Raw genomic sequence first — 20,028 nt, 5'->3', positions numbered from 1 at the left:
TGAAAATGCGCTTCGCATGCTAGCCGCCCGGGTGCACTCCCCGCAGGTGTGTACATACGAGGTGATGCATATGATCATTGCGGAAACGAAAGGAATGAAAACTTGAGCGGCACTGACAAATTCAAGAATGACGGAGAAAAAGTCATCGGTATGGCTAAAGAAGCGGCGGGTGGTGCCACGGACAACGACAAACTCCAAGCCGAAGGCAGGGCCGATCAAACAAAAGCCGACCTGAAGCAGGCCGGCGAAGACATCAAAGACGCCTTTCGAGGTTGATCATCATCGCGTCCGAACGGCAGCGCCAGGACCGAGAGACTCCTCGGAGGATCGCGCGGCGCGCCGTCACGCTTATCGTTCGCCGCTACCGACAAAACTCGGAGATTAGAGGATCAGCATGAATGGCAATGGCAGCACCCAGAATGAACCGATTGAGGCCCAGCACTCTCAATCGGATGACTACAAGGTCGCGGGGATTCTCGCACAGGAGGAGGCAGACCTCGCTGGCCACAGCAAGCCCCAAGTTCTCGACGCGTTGCGTGAACGGTTCGCAAATACTGGTACACCCTGAGCGAGGCAGCTCTCCAGGACCATGCACGTCGTATTGCCGGACTGCACCCAAATGATTTCTCAAGCAAGTGACCGTGACTAAGTAGCGGCACGCGGCGGCAAATTTTTTTGGATGCCAATAGGAGCCAGCGAAACCAGGCGGCGATGCAAATGTCTCGTTAACTCAGGACGCGGCCAGTATTTGACTTGAGCGACACTCCGAAGTGCGCTTCGACGCTGCCCGTATTCCCCGGGTGAGCCCACCTTCGTTTCTCTGCCCCGTCGCAGCTATGGCCTGGAGAATCTTGGCCCGGCGTCATCTTGAACTTGAAATGGTACCCACCGGACCTGCCTCTCGCTCGCGCCACTGCGAGCCCGGTAACGGTGTGCTCCGAAATGAGTGGTCGCTCCGATTCGGCCAGGCCGCGAAGATCCCGAATACGATCTTTCCGGGGTGACGTCCGTCTGATCTGACCGGTGTGTACCCGGCGCCTACGACTCGGTCAATGGCAGTGACGGGGACGAAATTATCGAACTTACATGCGACGTTGTCCTCATCACTGATGTGCTGATGAGCCATCCGGGGACCGGGACTCATCCGAGCAGAGTGGTATCCGTTTCTCGGGCCAGGCACTCGGTCTGAGCGTGAAACTCGGCGTGGTGTTCCGCTGTCCTAATAATGATGGACCAAGGCGACCCGTCCAGTCCCGACAACTTCGTCGCATTTTGCCAGACGTACAGCCACAGGCCGAGCATGGCCTCGTCGACCGCGGCCGGGGTCTTTAGATGGTGGTTGCAGATCGCAAACGTCGTGACGCTCAAGTGGTCGTAGATCAGGCCGAACGCGGCCTGATTACCGGAAGCCATGCTGAGCATCAGCGTCTGCTGATCAGATGCCTCAGACTTCGGCGTCACTGCACTGGTCCGCTTCGATAGCTCGCGTCCGTTGACATTGTTCTGCACATAGGATCTCCACTGCTGAAATGCCGAGGCTCGTGACATGTGGTGAAACTTGATTATGACCAAGTGATCTACGTGCGATACAGGTTGAGGTCATCGCGACACTAGCACTCGCTGCCGGTCTGGGGCTGTCTCCTGAACGGTTGAGTCGTGATTCGAGAAGATATCAGTGCCGGACACCGACGCCTCACCGGAATTTACAACGCCGGTGGAAGCGAACACGGACTTTCCACATTTCTGCTGACTACCGCAGAAATCGCAGGCCATATTGGCCAACTCCTCTCGGCCGACGACGACTGGCCGATCAGTGGCCTCACCCAGCCTCACCCAAGAGGAAGTGGTCCTCCTCCTCGGCGAAATCAGCGGTTGGGGAGCCTACGATGCACGGCTATTGGTCATGCCACCGGACGCCTCGGTTCCGAACACCGTAAGGGGTTCGGCTACCGTATCTCTGCCAGCGCGGGGCTGCGAAGGGGGTTCAACCGACTTACGGTCCAGATGACGGCGGCGAAAATGACGGTGGCAACAGCGATAGCAAGGGCATAGAGCGCGACGATGCCGTATCCCTGTGCCGGGTTCAAGAAGGGGTAAGGCACCCATCCGTCGGTTGCCCCGCGGAGGAGCACGACCATGATCCACACGATGGGGTAGATGAGGGCAATCCATAGTTCGTTCCATCGGAGTGGGCTGCGGTCGTTGAAGATCAGCCAATCGAGGGCTGCGTAGAGGGGCAGGACGACGTGCAGCACGGTGTTGGCCCAGGCCAGAGAGACGCCTCCTTCGAGCCCGGCGAGCAGCAAGTTGTAAACGAATCCGGTGATAACTATGTAGGTTGTGGCACACCCGCGCGCTAATACCAAACGTAGGGATTGGTGTCTCCCGGAGAAGGAAACGAAGGCGGAGACTGCCAGCACAATGACCACAATGATGTTGCTCTGCATCGTGAAAAACCCAAAAAAGTTGAAAGGGTTGATCGTGGCGTGGGTGGCTGTGTCGAAGAATGTCGACACGATCGCCGCTATGCCGAGGAGCACGATGGTCAGGCGAAGTGAAGGAGCAAGGAGTTTCATATTTCGTCTCTGATCGGTGGTGCGGGTGCTGTGCACCTCTGTGTCAAGAATCCTAAGGGCTGCGACTTACACGGCAGATGCCAGTGCTGGGGAACTGATGCCCCTGAATTTGATTTCACGGCCCGGGGTGCATGCGCGAAGGATCGATGGGGCCATTAGCTCCCAGGCCTTTCGGTCGCTGGCGCACGAGCCACGACCGCGGTTCCCTGCGGGACCTGGACGGGTCGGCCAGGCATTCGCCCGGCTCGCGCGGCGTGACTATGTCAGTCGCGAAGCAGCGCATCGCAGCGAACGCATCCGAGAGCGCGCTGCTCCTTTTCCTGCCCAAGGGCGCAGTGGTGTTGACCATGACGCGGACAGCGTTTGAGAACTCCGGCCGTGCAGGCGAGTTCGGGCAGCACTGCTACGCGCCCGACTTCTATAGCTTCGAAAACACCCTCGTCGACAAATGATCGGGCACCTGACCCGGAATCTCAGGGGTGCAACAACCTAAGTATCGAGACTGTCGCTGCGGTGCGTCCCGCTAGAATTCCACGCCTTAGGCGGCATCAACGCGGGCACGATCCTGGCGGTTGTGCCCTTGCGGCGGTAGAGGTGTCCTTGCTCAGGGTCGCCGTCCATGACGCTGGCGTCGGCTTGAATGATGGCGTGCCAGAGGGCCTTGAACCGGGCGACTTCTCCCGGGTGGAGCCACCAATGGGCGCACCACGGTATGGGTTTAGTTCCGACGACCTCGACAGTGGCGAGGTGGCTGGTGAGCCAGTCGAGGAACATTTGGCGGACGTCGACCATGGCCTCGTCAATGCTCGGTCGAGTCGCAGTCGTCGTGCTCCGCCATGTGCTGCCAAGTTGATCATGTAGTGGTTTGGGTCGGCGTTTATCTGCACGGCACGCGCGGCCGCGTCGGGCGTAAACGACCCCAGTTTGGCGCGCTCACGAGGCACTCAGCCGAACTGCACGCCGCGCTGCACCAGGAACGGCTGCGGGTCGACGGCGGTGCCGTCCGTTCGCACCTCGAAGTGCAGGTGGCAGCCGGTGGAGGCCCCGGTGCTGCCGACGCTCGCGATGACCTGCCCGGCGATGACCGTCTCGCCGACGCTCACGAGGGTCTGGCCTTCGGCAAGATGCGCGTAGCCGGTGGCGATACCGTTGCTGTGGTTGATCAGGATCCAGTTGCCGTAGGTACCCAGAGGTGCTGCCGTGGCCACGACCCCCGCGCTCGCCGCATAGACGGCCGCCCCGCACGCCGTGCCGATGTCGGTGCCGCCGTGGAAGTCGTTCACCTCAGGCAGCGGTTTATCGTGCCGGGGACCGAAGGCATCCGTCAGGGAGCCGACTGCCGGCGCGGCCCAGCCCGCACTGCTCGGCTGGCCTCGGAGCCAGCCGCCGAAGTCGTCGGTGCCGGCCGCGGGAACCAGGTTGGGCAGCGGTGTCAGAACCAGGGCGACCGGCGTGCTCGCCGCGAGATCGGCCACCTTAGCGGAGGCCGCATCGAGCTCCTGCTGGGCGCCCTCCATAGCGAGGCGGGTGTCGGCGAGCGGGATGGCCTCGATCGCTGCCCGAAGTGCGGCGTCCTGGTCCTGCAGCGCATTCTCACGTTTCGTGTCGGCGTCGACCTGGGCCTGCACCTCTTCGAGGCTGTTCGTGAGCCGGTCCAGGCTTTCGAGCGTGGCGAGCCGGGTGAGCAAATCATTACCGTCGCTGCTGCCCGCGAGCAGCACGTCCACGGCCTCGGGCCCCGATCGCTGCAGGGTGGCGCGAACGAGCGTCGCCAGCGCCCGCCGGGATGCCTCGGCCCTGGCGGCGGCGTCGGCGCCGTGGTCGCGCACCAGATCGGCCTGAACGACAGTGGCGTCATAGTCGGCCTTTGCCCCGGCGTAGGCCAGTTTCGCTGCGTCGTAGGTGGCCTGAGTGGCGGCGGCGGTCGTTCGGGCGTCTGCTGCTGCTGCCCGGGCGGCGGATGCCTGGGCCTCGGCCGTGCGGGCGGCCGCGGCCGCTTGCTGGGCTGAGAAGGCGGCGGCCTGCGCTACTTCTACTGCTGCTGCAGCTCGATCGGCTGAGGCGGATCCGGCATCCGCGGTCAGCTCTGCCGGTGCCGGTACCTGTGCAGTCGGCTCGGCGGACGGTTCAGGCTTCGTGGGTGCGGACGGCTCTTCGCCGAACGCTGGGGGAGTGGTGGGTGTTGGTGTCGGGGTCGGCTCACCCGTCGGCTCCGTGGTGGGGGCTGGAGCCGGTGCCGGTTCGAGCGTGGGGGTAGGGGTGATTGTTGGCTCGGGCTCGGGCTCGGGCTCGGGCTCGGGCTCGGGGACGGGTGTCGGGGTGAGCGTCGGCACCGAGGAAGAAGTCGGCGCATTGATGGGGCAGGGCGCGGCGACCGAGTCGACCGGATCCGCGGCCGGCGGGGCATTCGTCGAGAGGAGCGTGGGACATGTCTCAGGGACAGCGGGCACCGCGGCAGCCGGATCCTCCGTTGCAGCAATAGGGGCGTCGTCGGCGAGGGACCGTGTGGGTGTCCCGAAAATCGCGAGGGCGACGATGACGGCGGCGGCGAGCGGCGTCGCCAGGTACCGCGGCGGGACCGGGGGCAGGGAAAGGCGGAGACGAAATCGGGGGGAGAGGTTCATGAGTCTCCGCAGTTCACTGTTTCAGGGCATCGATTCAGGGCATCGACGGGCAATCCCGGGGCGGTTGCAACGGGTTAGCGGGTCACATCATGACATGGGCCCGAGGGGCCGACAAGCGATTGACGCAGCCCGGATGCCTTGCTGCCCTGCGACGCCTGCGGGGCCTCAGGCCAGCGGCCCGACCACGCCCGCCGCGGCATCCCGCACCGCGCCCGACGCCACGAGGCCCACGATCGCCTCGATCTCGGGGGAGAGAAACCGGTCGTGGCCGGGGCCGTCGGCCACCGTGCGCACGAGGGCCCGCACCGCGCCGGTCGCCGCGCCGGGAGCGAGCGGCGCGCGCAGGTCGAGCGACCGCGACGCCGTCATCACCTCGATCGCGAGCACCCGGCCGAGGCCGTCGATCGAGTGCCGCAGCTTGCGGGCGGCCGCCCAGCCCATCGACACATGGTCCTCCTGCATGGCCGACGACGGGATCGAGTCGACGGATGCCGGCACCGCCAGCCGCTTCAAAACCGACACGATCCCGGCGGCGGTGTACTGGGCGATCATCAGCCCCGAGTCGACGCCGACCTCGTGCGCCAGGAACGGCGGCAGTCCCTTGTTGCGGTTCGCGTCGAGGTGGCGGTCGGTGCGCCGCTCACTCATGCTCGCGACGTCCGCGGCGGCGATCGCGAGGAAGTCGAGCACGTAGCCCACCGGGGCGCCGTGGAAGTTGCCGTTGGACTGCACCCGGCCGTCAAGGGTGACCACGGGATTGTCAACCGCGCTGGCCAACTCGCGGCCGGCGATCAGGGCGGCGTGGTCCATCGTGTCCCGGGCGGCGCCGTGCACCTGCGGGGCGCAGCGGATGGAGTAGGCGTCCTGCACGGTGGGGTCGTCGGGACCGGAGTGGCTGGCGAGCAGCGGGGAACCGGCCAGCAGCGCGCGCAGATTGGCCGCGCTCGTGGCCTGGCCGAGCTGGGGGCGGAGGGCCTGCAGGTCGGCGGCGAAGGCGGCATCCGTGCCGAGGAGGGCCTCGACACTCATGGCCGCAGCGATGTCGGCGGTCGTGAGCAGGCGGGACAGGTCGGCGAGGGCGAGCACGAGCATCCCGAGCATGCCGTCGGTGCCGTTGATCAGGGCGAGCCCCTCCTTCTCGGCCAGCACGACCGGGGTGATGCCGGCCGCGGCCAGGGCCAGACCGCCGTCCATCAGGGTGCCGGACGCATCCCGCACCAGCCCCTCGCCCATCACCGCGAGCGCGCAGTGCGCGAGCGGTGCGAGGTCGCCCGAGCAGCCGAGCGAGCCGTATTCGTGTACGACGGGGGTGATCCCGGCGTTGAGCAGGGCCGCGTAGGTCTCGGCGACCACGGGCCGCACGCCGGTGCGCCCGGTCATCAGAGTCGACAGGCGTAGCAGCATCAGCGCGCGCACGACCTCGCGCTCGACTTCGGGACCGCTGCCCGCGGCGTGCGAGCGCACCAGGCTCGCCTGCAGCTGGGCGCGGCGGTCGCTCTCGATGAACGTCGTCGCAAGAGCCCCGAAGCCGGTAGAAATCCCGTAGTGCGGGTGCACGTCCTGCGCGAGTCCCTCGATGATGCGGCGGGTCGAGGCGACGCCCTCACGCGCCGCCGCGGGCAGCAGGACGGGCGCATCGTGGCGGGCCACCGCGGTGACGTCGGCGAACGAGATCGGGCCGGTACCCACGGTGACGGATGCGCTAGCGAGGTTCATACTCCGATTCGACACCAGCCGGACCGCCTGCACGACGGGATTAGAGTGGATGCTGTCCGGGATACCGGATATTCAGCGGTGCCGTTCACGCACACCGTTCACGGGAGGCAGGCGCATGACCCCGTCGAAGGTTCCGGCGGCGCAAAGCACGCTGCGCATCCTCTCCCATCTGGCCACGCAGCGTGGCCCGGTGCCGGCGTCCCAGATCGCCACGGCCCTCGGCCTGCCCCGCTCGAGCGTTTACGACCTGCTCGCGGTGCTCGCCGATCAGGGCTTCGTGGTGCACCTGCCCGAGGAACAGCGATACGGCCTCGGCCTGGCCGCCTTCGAGCTGAGCTCGGGCTTCTCCCGGCAGCAGCCCCTCTCACACCTTGGCCGTCCGCTCGTCGCTGCGCTGGTCGACCGGCTCGGTGAGAGCGCCCACCTCGTCGTGCTGCACGGGCGCGACGTGATCTACCTCGTCGAGGAGCGCGCCCCCCGTCGCCCGTCGCTGGTGACGGATGTCGGCGTGCGCCTCCCGAGCCACCTCACCGCGAGCGGGCGTGCGCTCCTCGCCGCGCTGCCGGCAGCCCAGCTGCGGGCGCTGTACCCCAACGCCGCCGCCTTCGCCACGCGCCACGGCCGGGGACCACGCACCACGGCGGAGCTGCGCACCCTGCTTGAACAGGTGCGCCGAGACGGGTATGCCCTGGAGGACGGGGAGATCACGGAGGGGATGGCATCCGTCGCCGTGGCCGTGCGCGACCACGCGGGCTGGCCCGCCGCGGGCATCGCCGTCACCTTCCCACGCGAGCGCATCGCCGAGGTGGACTGGCCGGCGCTCGCCGCGCAGCTCGGCGGCACCGCCGCGCAGCTCTCCCGGCGCATCCGCGGCACGTAGCCCTGCGGCGCATGTGTTGCCTGCCCTCGGCTCCCCGCCTCCGCGCTGCCTGCCGTGGCTCGCGGCCTCCACAACGCTCGCGGCGCACCCTGTGGAGGCGGGCGCACGTTAGAACATGTGCCCGCTTCCCTACCCTGCGCCGCGAGGACGCGCCGCATCGCCGGCCCGCCGCCGCCAGACGGCCTCGCGGCTACTCACCGAGCGTCGTGTGCAGGAAGGCAGCTACCTTCTCGCGCATGGTTGCGTCGAGGATGCCGATCGAGTGCAGCGTTCCCGGCACCGTCACGAGCTCGTGGGCGACGCCCGAGCGTTCGAGTGCCGCCGCATACCCGGTGGCCTGCGACAGCGGAATGTACTCGTCGGTCGACGAGCCGAGGAATACGGGCGGATCGCTGCGGTCAAGGGTGCTCGCCGGCGACGCGGCTGTGGCATTGGCGCAGTCGCGCAGGGTTTCGCAGCCGACGTAGTCGCGCACAATGTTCTGCAGCCCCGCGGGGGCCCGGCCCGTGACGAGCGCCTTGTGGCTGAGGTCGAGCGGCGCGGAGAGTTCGGCGACCGCGGCGACCCGGGCCCCCGTGGTCAGCGACCCGGAACCGCGGGTGCCGAGCAGTGCGGCGAGGTTGCCGCCGGCCGAGCCGCCGAACACGCCGATCCGGTCCGGGTCGATGCCGTGGGTCTGCGCATTGACGGGGTCGCGGACCCACTCCACGGCCAGGGCGACGTCGTCGAGCGCGGCGGGGAACACGGCATCCGGTACCATCCGGTAGTTCACCGAGTAGGCGACGAATCCCTCGGAGGCGAGCCAGGCGCAGACTGCGCGCCAGTCGCTGTTGCCCTTGTCGCCTCGAGCCCAACTGCCGCCGTGGATGGAGATGACGGCCGGACGCAGCGCGGCCGCCGCGTCCTCCGAGGACAGCACGACCGGCGGCGCCGCCTCGAGGGTCGTTTCCGCAGCGGGGGTGATCGCCGGCGAGCACACGTCGAGAGTGAGCACGGCACCGTCCGCCTGGGTGCCGTACTCAACATTTTCGTCGACCGTGATGCCACCTGGCCGCTCGAATGTTCGGATGCCGACGATCTGGGTCGTGACGAGCTCGCTGCGCTGGTCGCCGGGTTCGTCGGGCGTCACGGAATACAGCTGGGGGCGGAAGCCGCCGAGGAGGGCCGTCGCAGCCACGGCGATGCTCACCGCGCCGGCAATCGTCAGAAAACGGATGCGATGCGAGCCGAATCGGGGATGGCGTGGGCCGGTGTTCACGTGTGCTCCGAGCTGCGGGGTAGTGCAACGAGACTAATTCGTTTCTCGCGCCGCACCGAATCCCGTCCGGGAACGGGGCGGGGCGTCCTCGCCTGGATTAGCGCGTCGGCGTCGGGTCCGGGGCGGCGTTTGCCTCGTCGGCCTGGTCGCCCTCGTCGGCCTCCGGCAGGATATGCGGCCGAAGGGCGGTGAGAATGCGGGTGACGTCCATCGCGACCGTCGCCGCGACCCCCAGCGACATCACCGGGGCAGAGTTTCGCCGCTCGTCCAGCTCGGTCATCAGGTCCGTCAGAGCGGCACCCGCCTCGGCGAATGCCGCCTGCTCGTCATCATCCGTGTCCCAGTCCCGCAGCACGGCGGCCGCGGCGTGTAAGGTCCGGCCGAGCGCCGGCCGCAACTCGGGGTGCAACTCGAGCTGGACCGGCTGCCCCCAGACCGCCGCGGCCAGCACCTCCGTCAAGTCGCGCACGTGGAAGGTCACGTCCTCAAGGGCCGACAGTTCGTCGTAGTCCGAGCGAAGATCCCGCTGATGCACGCGGGCGCGCGGGTTGCCCTTGCGACTGTCATCGGCGTGACTGACCGCCACGCGCACCGCGCGGCCGACCGCCACGAGTTCCTGACTGCGGAAGGCCCAACCGTCCCGTTCAGGCGGCCAGCTGTCGGCCAGGGCGTCGGCCACCTCCGAGAGCTGATCGGCCAGCGTGCGGCGAAAGCGGATCAGCTGCTGGCCGACGGCTTCGAAGGCCAACGGCGGAAAGAAGAGGAGGTTCACGGCGAGGCCGATCGCGATTCCCAGCGTCATCTGCACCAGATACCCGATGGAATAACCGTCGGCATTCGGCCCGCCGACGATCAGCACGAACAGCGCCGTCACCGGAATGTACTCCCGGCTGGCGCCGAACCAGCCGGTGGCCGAGATCGCGGCGCCGACGCCGACCGCGAGCGAGATTGTGAGAACGTTCGGCTCGCTCAAAACGATGACCGCCCCCGCGAGCAGGATTCCGACGGTGAGGCCGCCCAGGGTCTGCAGGGCGTTCCGCACCGAACTCATCAGCGTCGGGTACATGCTCACTAGCGCGCCCAGCGGGGCGTAGTAGGGGTAGTCATCCGCCACACCAGGCAGCAACGGCGCGATCGACCAGGCGATGGCGACGGCGATGGCGGCCTTGACCGCCTGCACGATTCTCGGGCTGGTCGCGGCCACTCCCAGCCAGGACACCGTCCTCCGTGCGCGATGCACACTCACCTGCGCCAAAGTGCCGGCGGCTGCCCGATCCCGGGTCATGGCCGGGTTCCCGGGATCGTCTTGGCAAAGCAGACGCTGAAGGCTTCGCCCACGTACTGACCGAATAGGGGAACCTCCCGGTAGCCGACGCTCCGATAGAAGGAGAGCGCGGCATAGCTCTCCGGTCCGGTCTCCAGCACGATTTCTCGGATGCCGCGGGCCGCGGCATCCGTCTCGATCCCCGCCAGCAGGCGGGCGGCCACGCCGCGGCCCCGGGCGTCGGGGTGCACGAACATGCGCTTCAGCTCCGCCGCGCTGGTCGTACCGGCCCCACCCACCAGCGCGGCGATCCCCAGGGCGCGGGCCGTCGCATCCCGCACGACGTACACGGCGACACCCGGCTGCTCGAGCTCGTCGACGTCGAGCAGAAAGTTGCTCTCCGGTGGGTACAGCGAGTGGGCGTAATCGCCGCTCAGTCGCAGCAACGCGGCGATCTCCGGCTGCCGCGGGGACTCAATGTCGATGGTCGTCAGCATGTGAACAGAGTAAGCGGTGAAGGTGATCCGTGACATTGCGGCATCGATCAGGTAATGTGGAGAGGTCGGCTCTTGACACCGTGTGTTTCTCTGTGTGCGCGGATGGGTTTGTAAGTCAGGATGGGCCGGTTTCCCAGTAATCCGCTGGTGAAAAATCACTGTATGTGAACGGCCCCGGCCATAGACTGCCCGGGTTCTCAGGTTGCGTCGCGTGTGCGGCGTTGTTCTGCCATGTACCCAATACAACCCAGGAACATTTTTCATGCCTAAGAACTTCGATCCCAAGTACTCCGCCAAGGGTGGACCGTCCAAGGGCGGCAGCAAGAGCCCCGGACACCGCGGCCACAACGCCGCCGAGGGTGCACCCAAGAAAGCCCGGTGGAACGCCGGCGAGCGGGCCGACCGTGCCGCCGGCCGCCCCGCAGGCAATGACCGGCCAACCTACGGTAACGGCCGCCCTGCCGGCAACGACCGCCCGGCCTACGGCCAGCGCTCCGAGCGCCCCGCCTACGGCGACCGCCCGAACCGCAGCGACCGTCCCTCTTCTGGTGGTGCCCCGCGCGGAGACCGCCCCTCGTACAACAGCGACCGTCCCCGAAGCGACCGTCCCGCGTACAACACTGACCGTCCGTCCTACGGCGATCGCGCCCCGCGTACGGATCGTCCGGCGTACAACAACGACCGTCCGCGCACTGACCGTCCGTCCTACGGCGATCGCGCCCCGCGTACGGATCGTCCGGCGTATACCAACGACCGTCCGTCTTACGGCGACCGAGCCCCGCGCACGGATCGTCCGGCGTACAACAACGACCGTCCGCGCACGGACCGTCCGTCCTACGGCAACGACCGACCCTCCTACGGCGACCGAGCCCCGCGTACGGATCGTCCGGCGTATACCAACGACCGTCCGCGCACGGACCGTCCGTCCTACGGCAACGACCGACCCTCCTACGGCGACCGAGCCCCGCGCACGGATCGTCCGGCGTACAACAACAACGACCGTTCGTCCTATGGCGACCGTCCGGCCCGCACCGAGCGTGGCGGCTACGACCGTTCCGAGCGTTCGAACTCCGACCGTCCGGCGCGTCCGGCCCGCTCGGCGTCCGATGGCGGCCACTCCAGCAACTTCTACCCCGACCGCGACACCAAGGCGCACTTCGCCGCTGGTGACGACGTCGTGCTTGAGCGCCTCGAAGCCATCGCGACGACGGCTGCCGAAGTCGTCGGCGTGACCTTCGGCGACTTGGGCCTCGGTGAGAACATCGTGCGCGAGCTCGCCACCCTCGGTGCCGCAGCGCCGTTCCCGATCCAGGCCGCGACCATCCCGGACGTACTCGCTGGGCGCGACGTGCTCGGCCGTGGCAAGACCGGTTCCGGCAAGACCATCGCCTTCGGCGCTCCCCTCGTGGAGAAGCTGCTGGAGAACAACGGCGCCAAGGACCGCAAGATGGCCCGCAAGCCCCGCGCGCTCATTCTGGCCCCGACCCGTGAGCTGGCCCTGCAGATCGACCGCACCATCCAGCCCATAGCCCGCAGCGTCGGCCTCTTCACCACCCAGATCTACGGCGGCGTTCCGCAGTACCGCCAGGTCAGCGCCCTCCAGCGCGGCGTGGACATCATCATCGGCACCGCCGGTCGCATCGAAGACCTCATCGAGCAGGGTCGCCTCGACCTCAGCGAGGTCGTCGTCACCGTCCTTGACGAGGCCGACTACATGTGCGACCTGGGCTTTCTCGAGCCGGTTCAGCGCATCCTGCGTCAGACCAAGAAGGGCGGCCAGAAGCTGCTCTTCTCGGCCACCCTCGACAAGGGCGTCGCCTCGCTGGTCAAGGAATTCCTGGTCAACCCGGCCGTGCACGAGGTTGCCGGCGAAGATCAGGCCTCCTCCACCATCGACCACCGTGTGCTCGTCATCGAGCACCGCGACAAGAGCGCCATCATCGGCCAGCTCGTCGACCGCCAGGGCAAGACGCTGATCTTCTCGCGCACCCGTGCCTACGCCGAACAGCTCGCCGAGCAGCTCGAAGACGCCGGCGTGAAGGCCACGAGCCTGCACGGCGACCTGAACCAGGCTCGCCGCACCCGCAACCTGCAGATGCTGACCAGCGGTCGCGTCAACGTGCTGGTGGCAACGGATGTCGCGGCTCGCGGCATCCACGTGGATGACATCGACCTGGTCATCCAGGCCGACGCTCCCGACGAGTACAAGACCTACCTGCACCGCTCCGGTCGTACCGGGCGCGCCGGCAAGTCCGGTACCGTCGTCACGCTCATCCCGAAGCAGCGTCGCCGCCGCATGGATGAGCTGCTGGGCCGCGCCGAGATCGAGGCCTCCTTCACGAACGCGGCCCCCGGCGACACGTCGGTGCGCGACCTCGCCGGAATGTAGTCGGCAGCAACTCCAGCACCTCCTGAAATAACGCGAGAAGGGGCATCCGCCGTCACGGTGGATGCCCCTTCTCGCGTTGCGGGTCGGGCAGGTCTCAGCGGCGAGCTGCGCGATGCCCGGCTGCCCGCACGATGGCTTTTCGGACCTCCTCGATCCAGAGCACCGACGACCCGACCAGCACGCACAGACCCCATTGGCCCGACGTGAGGGAGGTCGTGTCGAAGAGTCCTTGGAGCACGTCCATCTGCACCACGAGGACCTGCAGGATGATCACGGCGGTGAGTGCCAGCCAGATGCTGCGGTTGGTGAACGTCTGGAGTGAGAAGACGGAGTGGGTGTCCGAGCGCACGTTGAGCAGGTTGAACACCTGGTAGAAGACGAAGGTCGTGAACGCGAGGGTGGTGGCGAAGGCCGCGTTGCCCGCACTGTCCGGGAACAGGGCGGACGCCTGGGTCAACACGGTCAGGGTTCCCGCGGCCATGACGAGGCCGAGCCCGAGAATACGCAGCATCCTGTCCCGAGTGAGCAGAGGTTCGTTGGACGGGCGCGGAGGCCAGCTCATCGTTCCGGGTTCGGCCGGATCCAAGCCGAGCGCCAGTGCGGGTGGGCCGTCCATGATGATGTTGACCCAGAGGATCTGAAGCGCCGTGAACGGCGCGCCCGCGGCCCACCCGGTGACGCCCGCGATCAGGAAGATGAGCACGAATCCCCACGCCGTGGTCAGCTGGAACCTGACGAACTTCAGGATGTTGGCGTAGATGCCGCGTCCCTCCTGCACCGCGGCGACGATCGTGGAGAAGTTGTCGTCGGTGAGGATCATGTTTGCGGCGCCTTTGGAGACATCCGTGCCGGTGATACCCATGGCGATGCCGATGTCGGCCTGCTTCAGGGCCGGCGCGTCGTTGACGCCGTCACCGGTCATTGCAACGACATTGCCGCCGGCCTGCAACGCCCTGACCACCCGGATCTTGTGGGCCGGGGTGACCCGGGCGAGTACCCCGTAGTCAGCGGCCCGGGCGGCGAGCGCGTGATCGTCGAGGTCGTCCAGCGTAGGACCGGCAGCAGCCTCTCCGGGCAGGCCCAGGTTGCGGGCGATGGCCGAGGCCGTCACGAGATGGTCGCCCGTGATCATGTGCACGCGGATGCCGGCGCCGAGCGCCACCGCGATGGCCTTGGCCGCCTCAACCCTGGGTGGATCGACGATTCCGACGATGGCGTAGAGGGTCAGACCGGTGACCAGGGAGCGACCCGAGTCGTCGCCCGGAACGGTGCCGGCGTCGAGGGTGCGTCCGGCGACCATGATCGTGCGCAGGCCCTCACCGGCCAGTTCCTGGATGGTGTCGTGGATTCGTTGCTGCATGGTGGCATCGAGAGGGCGGATGCCGTCGTCGGTGAGCACCGAGTCGGTCAGGGGCAGCAGTGCGCCCGGTGCGCCCTTGGCGAAGCAGCGGTGTCCGGGCGGTCGCGGCAGTCCGGTCGTCGGCTCTGCCGGCCGGTGGAATGTGGCCATGAATTTGTAGTCGGAGTCGAAGGGCACTTCGGCTACCCGGGGGTGGGTCCGCCTCGCAGCTGCGACGTCGATGCCGCCCTTCTCGGCGAGAACGGCCAGGGCTCCTTCGGTGGGGTCGCCGACCAGCACGCCGTCGTTCAGTACGGCGTCATTGCACAGGGCCATGGTTAGGAACGCCTCGGTGAGGTCAGGCAGGGGCCGGTCATCGCCGGTGAGGATCCGGCCGTCGGTGGAGTAGCCCTCGCCGGTGATGCGGAAATCGCGGCCATGGGTGTGCAGTCGGCGGGCCGTCATCTCGTTCATGGTCAGCGTGCCGGTCTTATCGGTGGCGATATGGCTGACGCTGCCGAGGGTTTCCACCGCCGAGAGCTGCTTGATGATGGCGCCTCGGGCGGCCAGCCGGGAGGCGCCCATCGCCAGGGTGAACGCGACGACCGCGGTGAGACCCTCAGGAATGGTCGCCACGGCCAGCGAGACGGCGGTGATCAGCAGCTCGGTCCAGGAGTCCCCGCGCAGGAGGCCCAGCACGAAGACGATCGCCACCACGACCAGCGCCGCAACGGTGAGCAGCTGGGCCAGCTGGTCGATCCTCCGCTGCAACGGTGTTTTGTCGTTCTTCACCTCGTTCAACAGCACCGCGATGCCGCCGACGGCCGTGCCCATGCCGGTGTCGGTGACCACCATGGTGGCGCGGCCGCGAGTGACCAGGGTGTTCATGAAAAGCATGTTGGTGCGGTCTGTGAGCGGCAGTTCCGCATCGTCCAGAGCGGGAATCGTCTTCCCGACCGGCTCGGATTCCCCGGTCAGGGTCGCCTCGGCCACCTGCAAGCCGGCATTCTCGATGATGCGACCGTCCGCCGGAACGGAGTCCCCGGCATCGAGGAGCACGATGTCGCCCGGCACAAGATCGGAGAATTGCACCTCGAGTTCGGTTCCGTCCCGCCGAACGACGGCCTTGCCTTCCGACAGCTGCTGCAGCGCCTGGAGGCTGCTCTCGGCCCTCCGCTCCTGCACATAATTCAGAACGGTGTTGAGGATGATCACGACCAGGATTACGATCGGTGTCTCGAGTTCTTGCGAGACGACGGCGCTGACGACCGCGGCCACCAGGAGCACGATCGTCATCTTCTCGCCGAGAAGGCGCACGATCTTGCGCCAGCTCGGCACGCGGTTCGGCTTACGCAGCAGGTTCGGTCCGTATCGCCGACGGCGGTCGTCGACCTCGGCTGCGGCGAGCCCGGCGCGGGCGTCGACGTCCTGGGCCGCCGTGGTTTCAGCGGCCGAGAGGGTGTGCCAGGCGGCGTGCTCGGTGGCCGCCGCTGCGGGAGAGGTGGTGGACATCCGTCTGGGTCAGCGATTCGGCCGTTTGCGCGTCACCAGCACCGGGCAGACCGAGAGCCGGGTGCACTGGTCGCTGACCGAGCCCAACAACAGTCCGGCCAGGTTGCCGCGCCCGCGGGAACCGACCACGAGCATCCGCGCCTCACGCGACACCTCGATCAGGCTGCGGGCAGGCCCCGCATGCACGGCCCGGTAGTCGACGGTCACGTTCGGGAAGGCATGCACCAGCGCAGCGGTGTCCTCGATCAGTGCGGCCCGAACCGCCTCCGAGTATTCGGCGAACGTCGACACGTAGCCGAACTCCCAGTTCGCGGGCCTGGGGGCGGTGTCGATTGACCAGGCGCGCACGATCACGACCGGGGCGTGCAACTGATCGGCGAGCCCGAGCGCCGTGCTGAGCGCGTGGTCCGCGAAGGCCGAGCCGTCGTGGCCGACGACGATGCTGCCGGCCGGCGACGGCGCCGGCGTGGACGCCTCGGCGGTTTCCGGTGTGCCTGCAGGGGTGGTGCCTTCGGTGCTCACGGCGGACTCTCCAAACTGGGGGATGAATGAGGAAGAACGATCAGAACACTCCCAGATTAGCGAACTGCCGTTCAGGTGTCCAACTTGGGGGGTGAGACCGGCACGAGCACGGCGAGCAGCTCGTCGAGTTCGTGTCCTTCGGACACCGGATGCCGGAACAGTCTCCCGGGGGCGATCTGGTAGCTGTTGCGCCGCCCGACCCGGGTTCTCGTGATGTAACCGCTCGCCACGAGATCGGCGATGATCTTCTGGGCCCCGCGCTCGGTGACGCCCACCCGGGAGGCCACTTCGCGCATCCGGCACTGCGGATCCCGCGCGATCGTGACGAGAACGTGTGCGTGGTTGGTCAGGAACGTCCAGCGGGCGTCGCTCCCGGGGGTGGGCCGGGGCTCCTGGTCAGGGTCCGATGCGTTCATGTAAGTGAGATTAGTCCACCGGTGTCGCGCCGTCTTGCGCCCGGGGCACGAACGGCGGCCGGTCGGGCGCGTCGACGATCAGGTTCGTGATGCGCGCGGTGCACAACCGACGGCCCTGGTCGTCGCTGATCACGATCTCGTGGCAGGCGATCGTGCGCCCGAGCCGGATGGCCGTCGCCACCCCGGTCACGATTCCCGACCGCGCCGCGAGGTGGTGGGTCGCGTTGATGTCGAGGCCCACCGCGCTTCGCCCCGGGCCCGCATGGATCACGGCAGCCCACGAGCCGAGAGCCTCGGCGAAGGCGACGGATGCCCCGCCGTGCAGCAGCCCGAAGGACTGTCGGTTGCCCTCCACCGGCATCGTCGCGACGACCCGCTCCGCGGACTGCTCGAGGATGGTCACGCCCATCTTCTCGTCAAGTTCGCCGAGCGTGATCTTCCAGTTCTCGTTCACGTGTCTCCTCTATTCGGTGGTCGAGCTCGCCGAGACCCGCGAGCCCGGCGCCACCCGCAGCCCGTCGAGCGCCACCGCGAGCACATCGTTGGCGAGTTGACCGGCATCTTCCGGCCCCTCCGGCCGGTACCACTCCACGATCGAGTTCACCATGCCGAACAGCAGCCGGGTCACGATCCGAGGGTCGATGTCGCCGCGCAGGGAACCCTCATCGCGGGCCTCCACCACGAGGGCGGATACGGCCCGGTCGAATAAGCGGCGGCGGGCGAGCGCGGCGCGCTCGACATCCGTGTTTCCGCGCACCCGTAGCAGCAGCGTCACGTAGGGCAGCCGGGAGGTGAGCACCTCCACGGCTCCGCGCAGCACCGCGGCGAGCCGGTCGATGGCCGGGCCGCACTGGGCGCTCTGCTTGAGCAGCACCCCTTCGAGTCCGTCGAGGGCCTCGCCGAGAGCCTGTTCCAGCAGCTCCTCCTTCGAGGTGAAGTGGTGGTAGATCGCCGATTTCGACAGGCCGAGGCGGGTCGCGAGCACGCCCATCGAGGTGGCGTCGTAACCGAACTCGTTGAAGGCGGCGACCGCCACCTCGAGAATGGCGGGCTGGTCGTATCCGGGGCGGCCACGCTTGGCCAGGGCTGGTTCAGACATAATCGAGAAGTCTGTCACGAGCCGGGTTTCCGGAGGAACGACCGGCCCGTGACTGCGCGGGTTGTGCGGCAGACTCAGCGCAGGTCGTAGACACGCTTGTGCTTGCCGGTGCTGCGCTCGAGCGTGCCGGGTTCGACGATCAACACGTTGACGCTGGACCCGATCAGGTCCTTGATCTTATGGATCAGCAGCGCTGAGGCGATGTCGGAGGCGGCATCGCTGGCGTGCTCGTGCCGTTCGATCCGAACGGTCAGTTCGTCCATCCGGTTCGGCCGGGTCAGCTCGATCACGAAGTGCGGGGAGAGGCTCGGGATGCTGAGCACGATCTCCTCGATCTGGGTCGGGAACAGGTTGACGCCGCGCAGGATGATCATGTCGTCGTTGCGACCCGTGATCTTCTCCATCCGGCGCATGCCGGGGCGCGCCGATCCGGGCAGCAGGCGGGTCAGGTCGCGGGTTCGGTAACGGATGACCGGGAAAGCTTCCTTGGTCAGCGACGTGAACACGAGCTCACCCTGGGTGCCGTCAGGCAGCACGAGTCCGCTGTCGCCGTCGATGACCTCGGGCAGGAAGTTGTCCTCCCAGAGGTGCGGTCCGTCTTTCGTCTCGATGCACTCGTTGCCCACGCCCGGGCCCATCACCTCGCTGAGCCCGTAGATGTCGAGCGCGTCGAAGTCGAGGCGGTCTTCCAGCTCGAGCCGCATCTGATTGGTCCACGGCTCTGCGCCGAGCACGCCCGCCTTCAGGCTGGACGAGCGAGGGTCCATGCCGGCCGCGACCATCGCATCCGTGATCGTCAGCAGGTAGCTGGGCGTGGCCATGATGACGTCCGGTTCGAAGTCCTGGATCATCTTGACCTGCTTGTTGGTCTGGCCGCCGGACATCGGGATGGCGGTGGCGCCCAGCGCTTCGATGCCCGCGTGCGCGCCGAGGCCGCCGGTGAAGAGGCCGTAACCGTACGCGTTGTGCACGCGCATGCCGGGCCGCACGCCGGAGGCGCGAAGGCTGCGCGCCACCAGGCCCGCCCACATCCTGAGGTCCTTCTTCGTGTAGCCGACGACGGTCGGCAGCCCGGTGGTCCCGGAGGAGGTGTGGATGCGCGCGACCTGGTCCAACGGCACCGCGAACATGCCGAACGGGTAGGAGACGCGCAGGTCGTCCTTGGTCGTGAAGGGCAGCAGGGCCACATCGTCCAGGGTGCGGATGTCGTCCGGGTGCACTCCGGCCTCGTTGAACTTGCGGGTATAGAGAGGAACGTTCTGGTAGGCGAGCCGTACGGTCTTCTGCAGCCGGGTCAGCTGTAACGCCTGCAGTTCGTCACGGGACATCCGCTCCTCGGGATCGAGTTCATCCTGGGCCGGGGCGTGCAAGCGGGTCTTGGTCATCGTTGACATGAGGCCTCCTGGTGGAATGCGGATTTAGAGTAGAGGAGCGACGGAACCAGGTACGGGAAAGTTGGTGGTGCGGCTGCGCCCGCGAAACTCCGCCACCGGTACGTTGTGCTCGTTGGCAACGCGCACGTCATAAAGTCCGGAGCGACCGCTCTTGGTGCGCAACACGGCGGTCGCGGTGAGGGTCTGCCCGGCGGCGGTGGGCTTCAGAAAGGTGATGTCGGCGCCCGACGCGAGCGTGACGTGGTGGTCGTCGTTGCAGGCGATCGCGAACGCCGTGTCGGCCAGAGCGAAGACGATCCCGCCGTGCGTCACGTCGAAGCCGTTCATCATGTCGTCCCGCAGGAGCATGGAGACGACCGCGCGGCCGGGCTCTGAGGCGTGCACGACCATGCCGAGTGCGGCCGATGCCCGGTCGTTCTCCATCATGGCCCCGTTGGAGGGCGGTAAAACTTCCGTCATGTGGTTCTCCTCATTGAGTTCCGCGGGCCGCAACGCATGGTTGTGGGGGTCGTAGGGAAACCATATACTAACTGAACGATCGG

At 67.3% G+C, this 20,028-nt stretch carries 19 protein-coding genes; 4 read left to right on the top strand and 15 right to left on the bottom strand.

Annotated features, from left to right (window positions below; all coding sequences use genetic code 11):
• The first annotated feature begins 102 nt into the window (after positions 1-102).
• A complete protein-coding gene (locus tag E3O54_RS13730; RefSeq protein WP_134401818.1) occupies positions 103-276 on the top strand; it encodes a CsbD family protein in 174 nt (57 codons plus the stop codon).
• Between the two features lie 864 nt (positions 277-1,140).
• On the opposite strand, the gene E3O54_RS13720 is transcribed toward E3O54_RS13730, so the two are convergent.
• Together E3O54_RS13720 and E3O54_RS13715 are read right to left on the bottom strand one after the other, a co-directional pair.
• Positions 1,141-1,509: a hypothetical protein gene (locus E3O54_RS13720; protein WP_134401817.1), complete on the bottom strand. Its 369-nt coding sequence runs from the start codon at positions 1,507-1,509 to the stop codon at positions 1,141-1,143.
• A gap of 437 nt (positions 1,510-1,946) precedes the next feature.
• Positions 1,947-2,576 (bottom strand): Pr6Pr family membrane protein, encoded by a 630-nt coding sequence (locus E3O54_RS13715; protein ID WP_104102598.1) that lies wholly within the window; start codon positions 2,574-2,576, stop codon positions 1,947-1,949.
• Positions 2,577-2,836: 260 nt separating this feature from the next.
• Between E3O54_RS13715 and E3O54_RS13710 the strand changes: the two genes are divergently transcribed.
• Positions 2,837-3,028 carry a hypothetical protein gene (locus tag E3O54_RS13710; protein WP_104102596.1) on the top strand — a complete coding sequence of 64 codons (192 nt, stop codon included), beginning with the start codon at positions 2,837-2,839 and terminating at the stop codon, positions 3,026-3,028.
• Between the two features lie 37 nt (positions 3,029-3,065).
• On the opposite strand, the gene E3O54_RS13705 is transcribed toward E3O54_RS13710, so the two are convergent.
• The 3 genes from E3O54_RS13705 to hutH all read right to left on the bottom strand — a co-directional run bounded on the left by E3O54_RS13705 (position 3,066) and on the right by hutH (position 6,916).
• Positions 3,066-3,368 carry a DUF4913 domain-containing protein gene (locus E3O54_RS13705; RefSeq protein ID WP_104102593.1) on the bottom strand — a complete coding sequence of 101 codons (303 nt, stop codon included), beginning with the start codon at positions 3,366-3,368 and terminating at the stop codon, positions 3,066-3,068.
• 152 nt (positions 3,369-3,520) lie between these two features.
• The gene (locus E3O54_RS13700) at positions 3,521-5,200 is read right to left on the bottom strand and encodes a M23 family metallopeptidase (protein WP_134401816.1); all 1,680 of its coding nucleotides are present in this window, start codon (positions 5,198-5,200) and stop codon (positions 3,521-3,523) included.
• A gap of 165 nt (positions 5,201-5,365) precedes the next feature.
• Positions 5,366-6,916, bottom strand: coding sequence for a histidine ammonia-lyase (gene hutH / locus E3O54_RS13695; RefSeq protein ID WP_134401815.1), 1,551 nt, complete (start codon positions 6,914-6,916; stop codon positions 5,366-5,368).
• A gap of 115 nt (positions 6,917-7,031) precedes the next feature.
• On the opposite strand from hutH, the gene E3O54_RS13690 reads away from it, so the two are divergent.
• Positions 7,032-7,796, top strand: a complete 765-nt coding sequence (locus E3O54_RS13690; RefSeq protein ID WP_104102587.1) for an IclR family transcriptional regulator — start codon at positions 7,032-7,034, stop codon at positions 7,794-7,796.
• A gap of 190 nt (positions 7,797-7,986) precedes the next feature.
• Here E3O54_RS13690 and E3O54_RS13685 read toward each other — a convergent pair whose 3' ends face one another.
• The 3 genes from E3O54_RS13685 to E3O54_RS13675 all read right to left on the bottom strand — a co-directional run bounded on the left by E3O54_RS13685 (position 7,987) and on the right by E3O54_RS13675 (position 10,815).
• The gene (locus E3O54_RS13685) at positions 7,987-9,054 is read right to left on the bottom strand and encodes an alpha/beta hydrolase (protein WP_104102583.1); all 1,068 of its coding nucleotides are present in this window, start codon (positions 9,052-9,054) and stop codon (positions 7,987-7,989) included.
• Positions 9,055-9,151: 97 nt separating this feature from the next.
• Complete coding sequence (locus E3O54_RS13680; RefSeq protein WP_134343423.1) at positions 9,152-10,273, bottom strand: aromatic acid exporter family protein; 1,122 nt, start codon at positions 10,271-10,273, stop codon at positions 9,152-9,154.
• Between the two features lie 62 nt (positions 10,274-10,335).
• Positions 10,336-10,815 (bottom strand): GNAT family N-acetyltransferase, encoded by a 480-nt coding sequence (locus E3O54_RS13675; RefSeq protein ID WP_134401814.1) that lies wholly within the window; start codon positions 10,813-10,815, stop codon positions 10,336-10,338.
• A gap of 262 nt (positions 10,816-11,077) precedes the next feature.
• Between E3O54_RS13675 and E3O54_RS13670 the strand changes: the two genes are divergently transcribed.
• Complete coding sequence (locus E3O54_RS13670; protein WP_134401813.1) at positions 11,078-13,204, top strand: DEAD/DEAH box helicase; 2,127 nt, start codon at positions 11,078-11,080, stop codon at positions 13,202-13,204.
• Between the two features lie 94 nt (positions 13,205-13,298).
• Here the strand turns inward: E3O54_RS13670 and E3O54_RS13665 are convergent, their stop codons facing one another.
• The 7 genes from E3O54_RS13665 to paaI form a co-directional block, all read right to left on the bottom strand.
• Positions 13,299-16,055 carry an HAD-IC family P-type ATPase gene (locus E3O54_RS13665; RefSeq protein ID WP_134401812.1) on the bottom strand — a complete coding sequence of 919 codons (2,757 nt, stop codon included), beginning with the start codon at positions 16,053-16,055 and terminating at the stop codon, positions 13,299-13,301.
• Positions 16,056-16,064: 9 nt separating this feature from the next.
• Positions 16,065-16,577: a universal stress protein gene (locus tag E3O54_RS13660; protein WP_233191501.1), complete on the bottom strand. Its 513-nt coding sequence runs from the start codon at positions 16,575-16,577 to the stop codon at positions 16,065-16,067.
• Between the two features lie 71 nt (positions 16,578-16,648).
• Positions 16,649-16,993: a helix-turn-helix domain-containing protein gene (locus tag E3O54_RS13655; RefSeq protein ID WP_134341836.1), complete on the bottom strand. Its 345-nt coding sequence runs from the start codon at positions 16,991-16,993 to the stop codon at positions 16,649-16,651.
• A 10-nt stretch (positions 16,994-17,003) separates the two neighbouring features.
• The gene (locus E3O54_RS13650) at positions 17,004-17,402 is read right to left on the bottom strand and encodes a hotdog fold thioesterase (protein ID WP_104102727.1); all 399 of its coding nucleotides are present in this window, start codon (positions 17,400-17,402) and stop codon (positions 17,004-17,006) included.
• 54 nt (positions 17,403-17,456) lie between these two features.
• Complete coding sequence (locus tag E3O54_RS13645) at positions 17,457-18,092, bottom strand: TetR/AcrR family transcriptional regulator (RefSeq protein WP_104102571.1); 636 nt, start codon at positions 18,090-18,092, stop codon at positions 17,457-17,459.
• Between the two features lie 74 nt (positions 18,093-18,166).
• On the bottom strand, positions 18,167-19,477 hold the full coding sequence (gene paaK / locus E3O54_RS13640; protein WP_134341849.1) for a phenylacetate--CoA ligase PaaK: 1,311 nt from the start codon (positions 19,475-19,477) through the stop codon (positions 18,167-18,169).
• A gap of 33 nt (positions 19,478-19,510) precedes the next feature.
• The gene (paaI, locus tag E3O54_RS13635; protein ID WP_104102568.1) at positions 19,511-19,945 is read right to left on the bottom strand and encodes a hydroxyphenylacetyl-CoA thioesterase PaaI; all 435 of its coding nucleotides are present in this window, start codon (positions 19,943-19,945) and stop codon (positions 19,511-19,513) included.
• Positions 19,946-20,028 lie beyond the last annotated feature (83 nt).

Origin of the sequence: Cryobacterium sp. TMT2-4, assembly GCF_004402575.1 — a bacterium.
Lineage (GTDB): Bacteria > Actinomycetota > Actinomycetes > Actinomycetales > Microbacteriaceae > Cryobacterium > Cryobacterium sandaracinum.
Note: the sequence above shows the minus strand (reverse complement) of the source record. Positions and strands in the feature narration are given on the sequence as shown.

What these genes read in the sequence shown, in the direction of transcription:
- E3O54_RS13715 (WP_104102598.1), bottom strand. Translation starts at nt 2,576, where the DNA reads ATGAAACTCCTTGCTCCTTCACTTCGCCTGACCATCGTGCTCCTCGGC.
- E3O54_RS13710 (WP_104102596.1), top strand. Translation starts at nt 2,837, where the DNA reads ATGTCAGTCGCGAAGCAGCGCATCGCAGCGAACGCATCCGAGAGCGCG.
- E3O54_RS13705 (WP_104102593.1), bottom strand. Translation starts at nt 3,368, where the DNA reads ATGGTCGACGTCCGCCAAATGTTCCTCGACTGGCTCACCAGCCACCTC.
- E3O54_RS13700 (WP_134401816.1), bottom strand. Translation starts at nt 5,200, where the DNA reads ATGAACCTCTCCCCCCGATTTCGTCTCCGCCTTTCCCTGCCCCCGGTC.
- hutH (WP_134401815.1), bottom strand. Translation starts at nt 6,916, where the DNA reads ATGAACCTCGCTAGCGCATCCGTCACCGTGGGTACCGGCCCGATCTCG.
- E3O54_RS13690 (WP_104102587.1), top strand. Translation starts at nt 7,032, where the DNA reads ATGACCCCGTCGAAGGTTCCGGCGGCGCAAAGCACGCTGCGCATCCTC.
- E3O54_RS13675 (WP_134401814.1), bottom strand. Translation starts at nt 10,815, where the DNA reads ATGCTGACGACCATCGACATTGAGTCCCCGCGGCAGCCGGAGATCGCC.
- E3O54_RS13670 (WP_134401813.1), top strand. Translation starts at nt 11,078, where the DNA reads ATGCCTAAGAACTTCGATCCCAAGTACTCCGCCAAGGGTGGACCGTCC.
- E3O54_RS13665 (WP_134401812.1), bottom strand. Translation starts at nt 16,055, where the DNA reads ATGTCCACCACCTCTCCCGCAGCGGCGGCCACCGAGCACGCCGCCTGG.
- E3O54_RS13655 (WP_134341836.1), bottom strand. Translation starts at nt 16,993, where the DNA reads ATGAACGCATCGGACCCTGACCAGGAGCCCCGGCCCACCCCCGGGAGC.
- E3O54_RS13650 (WP_104102727.1), bottom strand. Translation starts at nt 17,402, where the DNA reads ATGGGCGTGACCATCCTCGAGCAGTCCGCGGAGCGGGTCGTCGCGACG.
- E3O54_RS13645 (WP_104102571.1), bottom strand. Translation starts at nt 18,092, where the DNA reads ATGTCTGAACCAGCCCTGGCCAAGCGTGGCCGCCCCGGATACGACCAG.
- paaK (WP_134341849.1), bottom strand. Translation starts at nt 19,477, where the DNA reads ATGACCAAGACCCGCTTGCACGCCCCGGCCCAGGATGAACTCGATCCC.
- paaI (WP_104102568.1), bottom strand. Translation starts at nt 19,945, where the DNA reads ATGACGGAAGTTTTACCGCCCTCCAACGGGGCCATGATGGAGAACGAC.